We start from the raw sequence: 14916 nt of genomic DNA on the forward strand, positions 1-14916 counted from the left end.
GCGAGGGAGTCCAGATCAGGCGTCACAACCGATCTTTGGACTCCCTCGCTTCATGTCATGCGCGCAGGCGAGCCCTTGGCATCAGTCATCTAGGGTGCGGGACGGGAGCCGGGAAGTCGGCGGCGACGCCCGCCGGCCTGGTGCGGTGTGCCTCCGACGCCAGCCCCCTACCGCTTCGTCCCGCAGGGGTGACAAGGACTCACCGATGACGCATCCGACAGGCATCACCCACCACACCGCCGAGCTCAACGGCATCAAGCAGCATTGGGTCAGCGCGGGCCAGGGCCCGCCGGTCTACCTCCTGCACGGCTTCCCGGAGACCTGGTACGGCTGGCGCAAGCAGATCCCGGTCCTGGCCGAGCGGTTCACCGTCATCGCGCCGGACCTGCGCGGCTACGGCGACACGGACAAGCCCGCCTCCGGCTACGACAAGCGGACCATGGCCCGTGACCTCCTCGCGCTGATGGACCACCTCGGACACGAACGGATCGCGCTGGTCGGCCACGACCGCGGCGCGCGGGTCGGCACCCGGTTCGCCAAGGACCACCCCGGGCGGCTGGACCGCTTCGTGGCCATGGACAACATCCCGACCCGGGTCGTCTCCGACACCTATGACGTCACCCTGGCCAGGCAGGGCTACTGGTTCTTCACCTTCCTCGGCGTGCCCGACCTCCCGGAGGCGCTCATCGCCGGGCGCGAGGAGATCTGGCTCACCCACTTCTACCGCAGCTGGTCGTACGACCCCCAGATGCTGAGTCCCGAGGAGATCGCGGTCTACGTCCGCGCCTACCAGCAGCCGGGCGCGGTGCGCGGCTCCTGCATGGACTACCGGGCCGCGGCCGAGGACGTCGCCCAGGACCGGGAGGACGCCGACCGGTTGATCGAGTGTCCGGTCCTGACCATCTGGGGCGAGGAGTTCAGCGCCGTCGGCCGGGCGTACGACGTGCTCGACGTGTGGCGCGGCATCGCGCGCGACGTCCGCGGCGTCGCCATCCCGCAGTGCGGACACCTCTGCCAGGAGGAACGCCCCGACGTCGTCAACGCCGAACTCCTCGCCTTCCTGACGGACTGGACCGGCTGAACCCGGGCCCGAACCCGGGCCCGAACCCGGGCCCGAACCCGAACCCGAACCGAATCCCCTTCACGTACCCGCGGCTGCGGCCCGGGTCCGGAGAACCGAACCGACAAGAAAGACAGCCCCATGCGCATCCGCTCCACGCTCCCGCTCTCCGCGGCGGTCCTCGCCGCCGCGCTCGCCACCACCCTCGCCGGCCCGGCCTCGGCCTCGTCCCCGCCGGCGGGCCGGCCGACGATCGTCGCGCACCTGGACCTCGCCTCGGGCCAGCAGCCCGAGAACATCACCCTGCTCCCCGGCGGCAGCGCCGCCGTGACCTTCGCGTTCTCCCGCCAGGTGGCCGAGATCGACGGCACCGGCCACGTGAAGGTCCTGGCCACCCTCCCGGCCCCGCCGACGGGAGCCGCCACGCCCGCGCTGACCGCGCCCTTCCTCGGCGGCATCGTCCGCGCGGACCACGGCGTCCTCTACTTCCTCTACGCCACGGGCACCGCCGACCTGACCGGGGTGTGGCGGCTCGCTCCCGGCGGCACGCCGGAACGCGTCACCGCCCTGCCCGCCGACGGGCTGCCCAACGGCCTGGCCCTGGACGAGCGCACCGGTGACCTGTACGCCGCGGACTCCGTGCTCGGCACGGTCTGGCGGATCCCCCGCGGCGGCGGGCCGGCCCGCGCCTGGGCGACCGGCAGCGCCCTCGACCCGGACGGCTTCCTCGGGGCCAACGGCGTCAAGGTCCACAACGGCGCTGTGTGGGTCAGCAACCTCGACCGCGGCACCCTGTCGCGCGTGGCCATCCGACCCGACGGCACCGCCGGCCCGGTCCAGGTCGCCGCGACCGGCCTGACCGGCATCGACGACTTCGCCTTCACCGGCCACGGCGACCAGGCCCTCGCGGCCCTCAACGCCCTCGACGAAATAGCGCTCGTCGCCGACGACGGCAGCCACACCATCGTGCTCGACCACGCCGACGGTCTGGAGAACCCGACCGCCGTCGCCGTCCGCGGCAACCGGTTCTGGGTCACCGGCGCCGCGTACCAGACCCGGCAGGACCCGAACCTGCTCACCGCCCGCCTGCTCGCGGGCCCCAGGCACTGAACCCCCTGGAGACGACCATGACCGCCCCTCAGACCACCGCACCCGCGGAGGCCTTCGACCCGGACGCCTTCCTGCTGGTCCCGGCCAGGACGTTCGACGAGCTCACCGTCGGCGAGGTGTTCCGCGCCCCCAGCCGCACGCTGACCGACGCCCACGCCGCCGCGTTCCAGACCGTGTCCGCGGACAACCACCCGGTCCACTACGACGCCGAGTGGGCCCGCAAGCACGGCCACAGCGCGCCGGTCGTGCACGGTCTCCAGGTGCTGGCCTTCACCGCGCCGGGCGCGACGCTGTTCCCGCACGTCATCGGCGAGGTGTTCATCAGCTTCCTGGAGCTCTCGTGCCGCTTCCTCGGCGAGGTGCACTCCGGTGACACCCTCTACCCCGCGCTGACCATCACCGCTCTCGAACCCCAGGAGGAGACGGGCGTGGTGGTGACGGCCGCCACGATCCACAACCAGCGGGGCGAGCTGGTCCTCGAAGGCCGGCACAAGTACCTCCTGCGCCGGCGACCCCGTCAGGTCCCGCCGGCCGTGCCCGAGCCCGGCTCCGGGGCCGCAGACCCGGCCGTCCCGGCGCAGGCGCCGGTCGCCACGACCCCGCCGTCCGAAGCACCGCAGGACGCGGCCGTGACCGGCTCCGAACCGCACCCGGGACTCGTGGAGCGGATGAAGCGCCACCACGACCGGGCCAAGGCCCGCCGGGAGGAGGCGGAGCTCTCGTCCGCCATCGGCGCGGCCGGGTTCGACCTGGGCACCGACCTCGCGCATCCGTCGGTGCCGGAGCGGGGCCCGGCCGGCTACGACGCGGACGCGGATCTGGGCGTCGACCACGAGGTCCGTCCGTAGGCGGGCCGTCCGCTCGTCACCTGACCCGGGTGGCCGCCCGAGGTGCTCGCCGGATGCCGGCGGCCCTCGGGCGGCCATCGGCGGCCAGCCGGTCGGCACCCGAACTCCCGGTGCACCGGGCCGGTCCCGCAGCTCCCGCAGCTCCCGCAGCTCCCGCAGCTCCCGCAGCTCCCGCACGCCCACCGAGCCGGACCCCCGCGCCGCGCTATACACACTGTTTATACATGGTGTGTATAGTCCTCGATCATGGCACTCGGACAGATGCTCCTCGGGCTCCTGGAAGCCCAGCCCCGGCACGGATACGACATCAAACGCCTCTATGACGAGCACTTCGGCCGCGACCGCGCCCTCCACTACGGGCAGGTGTACGCGACGCTCTCCCGGCTGCTGAAGAACGGCCTGGTCGTCGTGGAGGGCACGGAGACCGGCGGCGGCCCGGAACGCAAGCGGTACGCCATCACCGACGCCGGCGTCACCGACCTCGCCGACTGGCTCGGCCAGCCGGAGGACCCCCAGCCCTACCTGCAGAGCACGCTCTACCACAAGGTCGTCCTCGCCATCCTCACCGGCCGCTCGGCCGCCGACGTCCTCGACGCCCAGCGGGCCGAACACCTGCGGACCATGCGCGAACTGACCCGCCGCAAGCTCGCCGGCGACCTCGCCGACGAACTGATCTGCGACCACGCCCTGTTCCACCTCGAAGCCGACCTGCGCTGGCTGGAACTCACCGCCGCCCGCCTCGACGACCTCACCGCCCGCCTGACGGAGACCCCGCGTTGACCACCACCGAGCCCCTCCTCCACGCCCGGGACCTCCACAAGGCCTTCGGCCCCACCCCGGCCCTCGACGGCGCCTCGCTCACCGTCGCCGCCGGCGAACTCGTCGCCGTCATGGGCCCCTCCGGCTCCGGCAAGTCCACCCTCCTCCACTGCCTCGCCGGCATCACCCGCCCCGACCGGGGCACCATCACCTACCGGGGCCGCGACCTCACCGCCGCCACCGACGCCGAACTCAGCGCCCTGCGACGCACCCGGTTCGGCTTCCTCTTCCAGTTCGGCCAGCTCGTCCCCGAGCTCTCCTGCCTGGAGAACGTCGCCCTGCCGCTGCGCCTGAACGGGCTGCGCCGCAAGGCCGCCGAGGCCAGCGCCGCCGAATGGCTCGAACGCCTGGAGGTGGCCGACGTCGCCGCCAAGCTCCCCGGCGAGGTCTCCGGAGGCCAGGGTCAGCGGGTCGGAGCCGCCCGAGCCCTGATCACCGGCCCCGAGGCCGTCTTCGCCGACGAGCCCACCGGCGCCCTCGACTCCCTCAACGGCGAACGCGTCATGAAGCTGCTCACCCGCGCCGCCCGCGAGAGCGGCACGGCCGTCGTCCTGGTCACCCACGAGGTACGGGTCGCCGCCTACGCCGACCGCGAGATCGTCGTCCGCGACGGCCGCACCCGCGACCTGGTCACCACCCGATGAGCGCCGCCGACCCCCGGATCCGCTGGCCGTTCCTGGACCACCTCGCCCTCGGAGCCCGACTGGCCCTCACCAGCGGGCGGGACGGCTGGGGCCGACTGCTGCTCACCGCCTGCGGCGTGGGCCTGGGCGTGGCCCTGCTGCTCTTCACCGCCTCCTTCCCCGGCATCGTGCACCACCGCGACCAGCGCCTGTACGTGCAGAACGACACCTTCCGGGACGAGGACCTGCCCGTCCCCGGCGACCGGACCGTCCTCGTCGCCGTGGCCGACACCACCTTCCACGGCACGCCCGTGCGCGGCCGCGTCGTCCAGCCCGAGGGCCCCAACGCCGCGCTCCCGCCCGGGCTCGCCGCCTACCCGAAGCCCGGCGAGATGGCCGTCTCCCCGGCCCTGGCCGACCTGCTCAAGGACCCCGCCAACCAGCTGCTGCGCGACCGCCTGCCCTACCCCGTCACCGGCACCATCGGCCCGACCGGGCTGCTTGGGCCCGGCCAGGCCGGCTACGTGCTCGGTGCCGACCACCTCTCGGTGGACACCGGCGCCCTCCGGATCACCGAGTACGGCCACTTCTCCCCGCCCAAGCCCATGGACCCGAAGCTGATCCTCCTCAACGCCGTCGGCCTGACGGTGATGCTGGCCCCGGTCGGCGTCTTCCTCGCCGCCGCCGCGCGCTTCGGCGGCGAACGGCGCGACCGCCGGCTCGCCGCGCTGCGCCTGGGGGGCGCGGACCTCCGCACGACCGCCCGGATCGCCGCCGGGGAATCCCTCGTGGGCGCGGTGCTGGGCCTCGCGGTGGGCGCGGCGCTGTTCCTGCTCGGCCGGCAGCTCATCGGACACGTCCGCCTCGCCGGGTTCAGCTTCTACCCCGAGGACGTCGCACCCCAGCCCGCCGTCGCCGCCGCGATCGCCGTCGTCGTGCCGCTCCTGGGCATCGGCGTCACCGTGCTCGCGATGCGCCGGGCGGCGCTCGACCCGCTCGGCACGGTCCGCCGCTCCGCCCCCGGGCGCCGCCGGATCGGCTGGCGGCTGGTGCTGCCACTGGCCGGCCTGGCCCTGACGGTGTTCGCCCTCGCGCTCGTCGACCCGGCGCGAGGCACGCACGGTGCGCTCCTCGTCGCGGTCGGCGTGCTGCTGGTGCTGATCGGGCTCTGCACCCTGCTGCCGTGGCTGGTGGAGGCGGTCACCCGGCGGGCCGGTGGCGGCGGACTGTCCTGGCAACTGGCCACCCGCCGCCTGCGGATGAGCCCCGGGCCAGCCGCCGCGGCGGTCAGCGGCGTCGTGGTGGCGATCGCCGGGGCCATCGCCCTCCAGACCCTCTTCCTCGGCATCAGCACCCAGTACGAGGACCGCGCCCGGCCGCTGCCCGCCACCGGGCCCTACCGGCAGTCGGTGACCTTCCCCGGCGGCGCGCCCACCGCCGACGCCCTCGCCGACCGCGTGGCGCACAGCGCCGGCGTCAAGGCCACCGCCGCCTACACCCAGTTCTACCTGGAGAGCGACACGGCCGAGTCCTGGCGGATGCCCGCGGTCCGCATCGCCTCCTGCGCGGTGCTGAGCGGCTTCGCGACCCTGCCCGACTGCAAGGACGGCGACGCCTTCGCGGTCCAGGGCCCGGCCGGGCAGCCGGACGCCGAACCGCTCCAGCCCGGGACGACCGTGCGCGCCGCCTACTTCCGGGGCACCGGCGACCCGGTCCCCTTCCCGCTGCCCGCCGTGACCGCGACCGTCCCGGCCGTCGCGGACGCCGACCCCAACGGAAGGATCGGGCCCGGGCTGCTGCTCCTCACCCCCGCCGCCGTACCGGCCGAGGTGCTGCGCGGACAGCCGGCGACCGTCCTGGTGTCGCTCGACGACGGCCTGGCGGACCCGGAGGAACGGCTGACCACCGCCGTGATGGCGATCGACCCGCAGGCCCGCGCCGAGTTCCCGCTCGACCCCGCACCCGACTCCACTTACCTCGCCGTCAAGCGCCTGCTGACCGCCGGATCGGCCGTCACCCTCCTCCTGGTCTCGCTCAGCCTCCTGGTCGGCCAGCTGGAGCGGTTCCGCGAGCAGCGCCGCGTACTCGGCGTCCTGAACGCCGTCGGCACCCGGCGCCGCGTCCTGGGCCTGTCGGTGCTGTGGCAGACGCTGGTCCCGATGGCCCTGGGCCTGGCGCTGGCAGCCGTCGGCGGCCTGCTGACCGGCGCGGTGCTCCAGTACTCGGCGGGCGTTCCGGTGAGTGCAGACTGGGGCTCGATGCTCGCCTTGACGGCGGTCGCGGCGGGCGCGGTCCTCCTGACGACCGTCCTGGGGCTGCCGCAGCTCCTCCGGCTGATGCGGCCGGAGACGCTGCGCCACGAGTGACGGCGCCGGTTCGAACCGAGGTCCGGCGCGAAGCGGCCGGCGTCTGCCTGGAGAGCGGTGGCGGCGGAACGGGGGGTCGAGGCCCGGCCGGCAGCTACGCCCCGCCGGACTCCCCCTTCGGCGGGGCGCCGCGCGTCCTCCGGGTGCCCGCGGTGAGGTGCCGGCGCCCGCGGCTCGATCGGCCCCGCCATCGAATCCAGCGGGCCGCCCGGCTGCGCCCCTGCCCGCTGTGCACGCACCCAGTGGTGGAGCATGCGGTCGAGGGCGAGCACCGGGTGTGCGGCCGGGGCGAGGGCGACGGATCTCCTGCCGGGTGTGTGCGGAGCTGTGGGGGCGCCTCCCGGTCGTCACTGCCTTCGCCGAGTTCGCCCGGGTGCTGCCGACCCCGCCGCGCCAGGACTCCTTCGTCCTAATGGGACTTGCCGGGTCGTAGAGACTCGGTGCCGTAGCCGCCAGCAGGTGAGCACTCACATCGCCGGAACCTGTGAGTTCTGAGGTCAGACCGTGCCCCTGCTGGTCGGCCGGAAGGCCATGACCGCTGATGGGGTGGCGTGCCCGCCGAGTGAGGCGTGAGCACTGGATCCATTAGGCCGCGTGCCGCGTCTTCCGCAGGCTGCACGACCAGGAAGTACGCGATGGGGAGGAAGAGTTGCTGCTGATCGGCGACGACTGGGCCGAGGACCACCACGACGTGGAGGTCCAGGACGCCACAGGCCGCAGGCTCGCGACCGCGAGGCTGCCCGAGGGCGCGGAGGGCATCGCCAGGTTCCACGAGCTCGTGGCCAAGCACGCCGGCGAGGACCCGGACCCGGCCGAGGTGGTCGTGGGGATCGAGACGGACCGGGGCACCTGGGTGCAGGCCCTGATCGCCGCTGGATACCGGGTCTACGCGATCAATCCGAGGCAGGTCGCCCGGTTCAAGGAGCGGTACGGCACCTCCGGCGCCAAGAGCGACAAGGGCGACGCCCACGCGCTGGCGGACATGGTCCGCATCGACCGGGACCAGCTGCGGCCGATCGCCGGCGACAGCGACCGGGCCCAGGCCGTCAAGGTCGTCGCCCGGGCCCACCAGACTCTGATCTGGGAGCGCACCCGCACCTTCCAGCGGCTCCGCAACACGCTGCGCGAGTACTTCCCCGCAGCCCTGACCGCCTACGCCGCCCTGGAGCTGACCAGCAACGACGCACTGGAACTGCTGATCAAGGCGCCCGACCCGGCCTCGGCGGCGAAGCTGACCCGGTCACAGATCGCCGCGGTCCTCGCCCGGGCCCGGCGCCGCGACCGGGACCAGAAGGCCGGCGCGATCCAGGCCGCGCTGCGCGAGAAGCAGCTGGAACTGCCCGAGCCGGTGGCTGCCGCCTACGCGGCCGCGACCACCGCCCACGCCCGCCTCCTACTCTCCCTCAACGAGCAGATAGCGGCGCTGGAAGAGCAGGTGAAGGCGCATTTTCTCGCGCACCCGGACGCTGAGATCTACCTGTCGATGCCCGGCATCGGCGAGATCACCGGCGCCCGGGTGCTCGCCGAGTTCGGGGACGACCCCACCCGCTACAGCTCCGCCAAGGCCCGCAAGAACTACGCCGGGACCAGCCCGGTCACCCGGGCCTCCGGCAAGAGCCATAGCGTCCAGGCCCGCTTCGCGCGCAACAACCGGCTCGCCGACGCCCTCCAGCGCCAGGCGTTCTCCGCCCTGCGCGCGTCCCCCGGAGCCCGCCGCTACTACGACAAACAACGAGCCCGTGAGGCCGGCTACAACCCCGCCCTCCGCCAGGTCGGCAACCGGCTCGTCGGCATCCTCCACGGATGCCTCAAGACCCGCACCCACTACGACGAGGCAACCGCCTGGTCCCACCACGCACAACCCCACCCCGCTTGACCACAAACGTCATGGGGTGTCTGACCTGACGGGCGGTGAGCCGGCGGGCGCCGTCCGCCGGCTCAGAGGATGACGGGCCGGAACATCGAGACGTAGCGGGGCGAACCGGGGTGCTGCATGATCCCCATCTTCACGTACCCCCACCGCTCGTACAGGGCCCGGACCTTCGGGTGTCCCTCCTCAACGAGGAGGTTCGACCGCTCCTCGATCCGGCGCGACATCAGCTCCTCGTGCAGGGTGCGGGCGATGCCGGTCCCCCTGACTTCGGGGAGAACCATGATCTCGCAGAACGCGAACGTGCGGGTGTCCGTCTCCGTGAGGTCGACGCCGGGCTCCGCCTCGATCAGGCCGCCCCACTGGTAGCCGGCCGTCCGCGCGAACCCGTAGGCGTAGCCGACCGGCCGACCGTTGACCTCCCCGAGCGCACAGCCCCAGCGCGGACTGGCGGCCTGGCGGTGAAGACGGGCGGTGAACGCCTCCATGGTGAAGAACGGGTCTCCCGCCTTCTCCTCGGCGTAGATCCGGTCGTAGAGGTCGAGTAGCACCGGCTCGATCTGGGGCAGGTCCTCGGCGGTGTAGTAGGTGACGGTCAGGGTCGGTCCGGGTTGGGCGGCCACGTTGCTGCTCCTGTCCCTACGCTGTGGGGTGACGGTGTCGTAGCGTTCCACGAAGGCGGCCCCGTCGGGGAGATCGAACCCGGCCACCTTGTCCCGGACAGAGCCAAGGCGGACCGCCCAGCGGGGGCAGTTGACGGGCGGGTAGATGTCCAGCGCCTTGCCGGCCATGCTGATCCCGCGCTCGACCTGACCGCCTGCCAGGTAGCACTGCGAGAGCACGGACGTGGCGAACTGGTTCCTCCTGAACCCCGGGGCCGCGGAGTGCGGGGCGCCCCGGAGCCCCGTGCTCCTGGCGCCGGAGGGGCCTGGCCGGCCTGCTCTCAGCTCGTGAGGGCCTGCCCGAGCCGGTCGTGCGCCGCCCCAGGCAGCGACTGGCACAGGGCTTCGGCGCGGGTGCGGACCAGGCCGTCGCGGTAGGCGGCCGGCAGGTTCTCCCACACGCTGATGGCCTTGTCCGCCGCCGCGGTGGGGTCGCCGTCCGCGTGCACGCAGGCGGCGGCGTCCATCTCCAGCAGGGCCCGGGTCATCACGGACGGGGAACGCGTCAGGGCGAGGGCGGCTTCCTGCTCGTCGTAGGCGTCGCGGGTGCGGCCCATGAGCGTGAACGCCTGGCTGAGGTGGACGTGGTGCTTCTGCATCGGGTAGCCGAACCAGGTGTCGGCGGCCTGGGTGCCGTCGAGGTGCTCGGCGATGTCGCGGGCGTCGGCGACGGCCAGGAGGGCGCCTTCCTGGTTTCCGGCGGCAGCGAGGGCGCGGGCGGTGACGGCGGCGGCCAGGGCAGCCGCGGCGGTCGGCGTCTGCCCGCTCTCGAACCGGGCGCGCGTGGCGAGGCCGGCGGCGGCGTTGGGGGCACCGTAGTTGAGGTGGACCATCGCGTGGCGGCCCAGCACCCAGGCGAGCATCTGCCGGTCGCCGCACTCGCGGGCGGCCTGCTCGGCGGTGGTGAACCAGCCGTGCGCGTCGCGGTGGTCGCCTCGGTCGTGCTGGATGATCGCGACCAGCCCGGTGATCCCGGCGGCCGTGCGGGCGAGGCCGGCGCGTTCGGTGGCCGGGTGCGGGCGCCCCAGGACATCGCGCAGGAGGTTGAGGTCGTCCTTCATCTGGCTCAGGACGGCGGTCGGGGGCCGCCCGCGGTAGCCGCCGCGGTGGCGCTCGAACGCCCCGTCCAGGTAGGCGAGATCACCGGCATCCGAGCCGGAGAGTCCCGCGTCGATGCCCTGGCGTGCCTCGGCGATGCCGGGCAGGGCCACAACCCCCGTCGCCAGCGCCGCCACTCCGAGGAAGCTCCTGCGCTTCACCGTTGTGTCCTCCTCCCGATCAACGCCGTCCGCGCGGCGCACGCTCCTGCGCCAGCGTCGGGACTCTGCCACGGCTCGGACGATCTCCTGCACCGCCAGCCCGTAGCCGTCGGCGAGCAGGGGGTACCACCGGGGAGTCGGCAGGCGTTTCTCCGTCTCCCATCGTTTCAAGTTCTCCGGGTCGAACCGCTCACCGCCCTGGAACTGCTCCAGGAGCAGGGCCTGTTCGTCCCGGGAACGGCCGGCTGCTTCCCTGCGCTCGCGCAGCAGCACCCCGATGCCGTCTGGTGCCATCATGCCCGTCTCCTAAGCATCTGATCCTCCAGTCCCTGATCCTGGCCCCCCAGCGGCCCCCGGGGGCGGAAATGGCCCCCTTGATGGCACCAGCGGACCAGCTACGAAACGGAGTTGACTGAGAGTCACCGAGTGGATCGATCAGGTGATGCCCATTCTTTCCCTGCCTCCGGTGATTTGAAGCCTCCCCGTCAAAGCCCTGCCCCTGAAGGGTTCGTCGTGATGCCCGTACACACCGCGTCGTTCTTCATCGTCCGCGCCCCGGCCTCGGTACCGGACGCCCGACGGCAGGTGGCCAAACTGCTGGCCGGCTGGCGGGTGCGGCTGGACGACAACACCCGCCTCGCGTTCGACGTCGTGACGACCGAACTGGTCACCAACGCCGTCCGGCACACGGAGGGCGCACTGTTGACCATCGGCGTCTACGTCAACCCGGCGCTGGCCAAGGCACTGGTCGAGGTCTACGACGGCTGCGCGACGATGCCGCGGCCGAGGATCGCCGACCCGGACGAGGAGGTCGGCCGCGGCCTGCTGCTGGTCGAGCAGCTGGCCGTGCACTACGGCGCCCAACGGACGAAGAGGGGCAAGCGGGTCTGGGCGGAGATCGCTCTGCCCCAGCAGCCGCTGTCCCGGCGCCAGCTCGTCGTGCGCCCCAGCCGGGCCGCCAAGGCGGTCCTTCGGCGTCTGGCCCGGCCCCCGGGCTCGCCGATACCGGCCCTGGGCCACTGACCGCAGCGCCCGCCGTCCGACCCCGGCCACGGCCGGGGCGACCGCCTACGCCGTAGGCGCCGGGGACTCACACCTTTTTCCACTCGCTCGACCGAGAGGAGAACCGGCCATGCACCTGTCCGACACCGCGCTCCACACCGAGATGGAGCAGGTCGACTACCGCACCACTCCCGAGTACTACATCGACACCGAGCAGGTCACCGACCCGGTCATCGCGTACCTGCTGGGCCGCTGCCCGACCGTGTTCGGCTTGAAGAAGGCGATCGCCGACCTGCTCGCCGGGCGTCTGGAGATCCCGCTGCCGGAGCCGACCGGGCGGGTCGAGCCCGGAGCCGTGGTCCGCGGCGAGGTGACCGTGGCGGCCGGCGCCGTGATCGCCGAGGGCGCGGTCGTCACCGGCCCCGTGCTGGTCTGCCCCGGAGCTGTGATCGACTCCGGCGCCCGGGTCCGGGACCACACGATCGTCGGCCCCGACTGCCGAATCGGCTGGGGAGCCGAGGTCACCCGCTCGCTGCTGACCGGCCGCGTCTTCATGAAACACACCTCGTTCGTCGGGGACTCCGTGCTCGGACTCGACGTCAACATCGGCGCGTTCGTCTCCACCACCGGACTACGGGTCACCAGCGGTCCGGTCGTCGAGCCGGCTGTCGAGGAAGTCTGTGCCCACCTCGACGGCCACAAGGTGCACACCGGCCAGACCAAGTTCGGCGCTGTCATTGGTGACGGGGTGATCATCCCGGCCGGCACCGTGCTCCAGCCCGCCACCCTCATCGGTGCGCACACCCTGCTCTACCCCCGCACCCAGATCGGTGGGTTCTTCCCCGCCGGCACCCAGGGAAGGTGACCATGACCACCACCACGACCACCGGCAGGCTCGCCCTGCGGGTCACCGGCCGCCGCCGCTTGGTCGGCACCGCGACCGTGCAGGGCAGCAAGAACATCGCCCTGCACCTGTACGCCGCCTCGATCCTCGCCGACCAGCCGCTCACCCTCACCGGTGCCCCGGCGATCCTCGACACCGGCGTGTGCGCCGAGATCCTCCGCCGCACCGGCACCCGTGCCGCCGTGACCGCCGACGAGTTCGAGACCCGGCCCGCCGACTCCTACTTCCCGGTCATCCCGGACGACCTCGGCCGGAGCATCCGGACCACCGCGGTCCTGGCCGCCGCCCTGCTCACCCGCTGCGGCGAGGTGACCTTCCCGATGCCAGGCGGCGACGCCTTCTGCGCCCGCTACATCGACCTGCACCTGGCCGCCATGGAGGCCGCCGGCGCCGGCGTCGAGGTCAACCGGGGCCGCGTGCGCGCCCGCATGACCAGCTCGAAGCGACTGCCGTTCATCACCACCGTCACCACCGAGCGGTGGGGCCCGAGCCTCGGCGCGACGGTCACCGCGATGCTGCTCGCCGCCCGCACCCCGGGTACCTCCTCGATCCTCGGGCCAAGCATCGAGCCCGAGGTCATCGCCACCGCTGACCTGCTCGCCGGCTCCGGCGTCGGCATCGAGTGGCAGGGTACCGAGGCGCTGCACGTCACCGGCACCGGCCACATCGCCGGCGGAGTCTTCGCGGTGCCACCCGACCGGCTGGAGGCCGCCACGCTGGCGCTCGCCGCCGGCATCACCGGCGGGACCGTCCACCTCGACGCCTTCCCGCCGGACGGCTTCCCCGCGGGCCTGGTGTTGGTGTTCGCCCACGCGGGGATCCTCCTGACGGCCGTGAACGGAGGGACGACGGTCACCGTGCCGGCCGGGCTGCGCCCGGTGGAGATGGCCACCGGCCCGCACCCGGGCTACCCGACCGACGTGCAGCCCCAGCTGACCGCCGCCCTGACCCAGGCCCCGGGGACCTCCCTCCTCGACGAGCGGATCTACAGCCAGCGCGACACCCACCTTGCCCCGTTGCGGAAGTTCGGCGCGGCCGTCAACGCGGAGGGATCGCTGATCACCGTCGACGGCCCGTCCTTGCTGAGGGGCACCGACGTGGAAGGGGAGGACATCCGGGCCGCGACCGCGCTCGTGCTCGCCGCGCTGGCGGCCGAGGGCACCTCTACGATCCGGGGGATGTACCACCTGCGGCGCGGCTACGGCGACCTGCTGCCCAAACTTGCCGCGCTCGGTGCCGACCTGACGATCGACCAGGAGTAGCCATGAATCCCATCGTGCCGTGGAACCCGAGCGCGCTCGCCGAACTGCGCGAGTGCCTGGACCTGATGACCGGCGACGGCAACGTGCCCGGCGGCGTCATCGCCCACGGCACGACCGACGGCGAGCCCGGATACCTGACCTCCGGCGTCGTCGCCCCTGAGTGCGGCGACGCCCGGCCGGGCCCGGACACCGTGTACGACGTCGCCAGCCTGACCAAGGTCCTGGCGACCTGGCCGTTGGTCGGCGCTTCCCTCCTGGACGGCTTCACCCTGGACGTCCCGATCCGCGAACTGCTGCCCGACATCCCGGCCGGCGCCCCCGGTGGCCGGGTCACACCCCGGCAGATCCTCACCCACACCTCCGGCCTGCGGGCCGACACCCGCCTCGACCAGTACCGGCACCGCGCCGAGCCGCTCGCCGAACTGATCTGCGGAGAGCCGCTGATCGCCCACCCCGGAGCCGGTCACCGCTACATCAACCGCGGCTTCATCATCCTCGGCCTGGCCCTGGCCCACCACCGCTGCCGGCGCCTGGACGAGCTGGCGGCCGAGCTCTGGCAGCACCTCGGCATGCCGAACACGACGTACGGACCGGTGCCCCGCTCGGCTCGGGTCGCCCCGACCGAGCAGCGCCTAGCCGGTGGACCCCGGCTGTGGGGGATGCCGCACGACGACAACGCCGCCCTGCTCGGCGGAGTCGCCGGCCACGCGGGGGTGTTCACCACCCCGGCCGACCTCGCTGCCTTCGCCACCCACCTGCTGACCCCGCACGCCACCGGCGCTCCCCTGGGCCGCTGGCTCGCGTACAGCATGAAGCCGGTGGCCGAGATCGAGCCCGGTCTCCACCGCGGCTTGGCCTGGATCATCGCGCATGGCGGCCGGGTCGCCTACCACCACGGCTTCACCGGCACCAGCCTCTACCTCGCCCCGGACACCGGCCGCTACCTGGCGATCTGCACCAACGCCGTCTACCACCACCATGACAACCGCACCCGCCTCGCCCCGCTGCGGACCCTCGCCCTGAAGGCGATCACCTCCTGAGAGGGCGTTCGATACTGATTTAGGCTGCCGCGAGGGGTTTCGGGCGGAGGTATTGCCCGACTTTGTCGGGGCTGGCGGTCAGGCGGGTGGT

At 73.0% G+C, this 14916-nt stretch carries 13 protein-coding genes; 11 read left to right on the forward strand and 2 right to left on the reverse strand.

What is annotated here, in order from left to right:
* The first annotated feature begins 205 nt into the window (after positions 1–205).
* From ACZ55U_RS37205 to ACZ55U_RS37235, 7 genes are all read left to right on the forward strand, one after another.
* On the forward strand, positions 206–1081 hold the full coding sequence (locus tag ACZ55U_RS37205) for an alpha/beta fold hydrolase (protein WP_465533728.1): 876 nt from the start codon (positions 206–208) through the stop codon (positions 1079–1081).
* Between the two features lie 120 nt (positions 1082–1201).
* The gene (locus ACZ55U_RS37210; RefSeq protein WP_465533730.1) at positions 1202–2170 is read left to right on the forward strand and encodes an NHL repeat-containing protein; all 969 of its coding nucleotides are present in this window, start codon (positions 1202–1204) and stop codon (positions 2168–2170) included.
* Positions 2171–2187: 17 nt separating this feature from the next.
* A complete protein-coding gene (locus tag ACZ55U_RS37215) occupies positions 2188–3018 on the forward strand; it encodes a MaoC family dehydratase (protein ID WP_465533732.1) in 831 nt (276 codons plus the stop codon).
* A 246-nt stretch (positions 3019–3264) separates the two neighbouring features.
* Positions 3265–3798: a PadR family transcriptional regulator gene (locus ACZ55U_RS37220; RefSeq protein WP_465533734.1), complete on the forward strand. Its 534-nt coding sequence runs from the start codon at positions 3265–3267 to the stop codon at positions 3796–3798.
* The gene (locus tag ACZ55U_RS37225; protein ID WP_465533736.1) at positions 3795–4481 is read left to right on the forward strand and encodes an ABC transporter ATP-binding protein; all 687 of its coding nucleotides are present in this window, start codon (positions 3795–3797) and stop codon (positions 4479–4481) included. Before ACZ55U_RS37220 ends, ACZ55U_RS37225 begins: the two co-directional genes overlap by 4 nt.
* Positions 4478–6826: an FtsX-like permease family protein gene (locus tag ACZ55U_RS37230; protein WP_465533738.1), complete on the forward strand. Its 2349-nt coding sequence runs from the start codon at positions 4478–4480 to the stop codon at positions 6824–6826. The genes ACZ55U_RS37225 and ACZ55U_RS37230 overlap by 4 nt, the downstream gene beginning before the upstream one ends.
* A 649-nt stretch (positions 6827–7475) precedes the next feature.
* Positions 7476–8702 (forward strand): IS110 family RNA-guided transposase, encoded by a 1227-nt coding sequence (locus ACZ55U_RS37235; protein WP_465533740.1) that lies wholly within the window; start codon positions 7476–7478, stop codon positions 8700–8702.
* Between the two features lie 62 nt (positions 8703–8764).
* Here the strand turns inward: ACZ55U_RS37235 and ACZ55U_RS37240 are convergent, their stop codons facing one another.
* Positions 8765–9538 (reverse strand): GNAT family N-acetyltransferase, encoded by a 774-nt coding sequence (locus ACZ55U_RS37240; protein WP_465533742.1) that lies wholly within the window; start codon positions 9536–9538, stop codon positions 8765–8767.
* 101 nt (positions 9539–9639) lie between these two features.
* On the reverse strand, positions 9640–10914 hold the full coding sequence (locus ACZ55U_RS37245; RefSeq protein ID WP_465533744.1) for a transcriptional regulator: 1275 nt from the start codon (positions 10912–10914) through the stop codon (positions 9640–9642).
* A 219-nt stretch (positions 10915–11133) separates the two neighbouring features.
* Between ACZ55U_RS37245 and ACZ55U_RS37250 the strand changes: the two genes are divergently transcribed.
* The 4 genes from ACZ55U_RS37250 to ACZ55U_RS37265 all read left to right on the forward strand — a co-directional run bounded on the left by ACZ55U_RS37250 (position 11134) and on the right by ACZ55U_RS37265 (position 14825).
* Complete coding sequence (locus tag ACZ55U_RS37250; RefSeq protein WP_465533746.1) at positions 11134–11640, forward strand: ATP-binding protein; 507 nt, start codon at positions 11134–11136, stop codon at positions 11638–11640.
* Positions 11641–11749: 109 nt separating this feature from the next.
* A complete protein-coding gene (locus tag ACZ55U_RS37255) occupies positions 11750–12484 on the forward strand; it encodes an LbetaH domain-containing protein (protein WP_465533748.1) in 735 nt (244 codons plus the stop codon).
* Positions 12485–12486: 2 nt separating this feature from the next.
* Positions 12487–13785, forward strand: a complete 1299-nt coding sequence (locus tag ACZ55U_RS37260) for a UDP-N-acetylglucosamine 1-carboxyvinyltransferase (RefSeq protein ID WP_465533750.1) — start codon at positions 12487–12489, stop codon at positions 13783–13785.
* 2 nt (positions 13786–13787) lie between these two features.
* A complete protein-coding gene (locus ACZ55U_RS37265) occupies positions 13788–14825 on the forward strand; it encodes a serine hydrolase domain-containing protein (protein ID WP_465533752.1) in 1038 nt (345 codons plus the stop codon).
* The last annotated feature ends 91 nt before the right edge of the window (positions 14826–14916 follow it).

It is taken from the genome of Kitasatospora sp. NPDC034533, assembly GCF_055575155.1.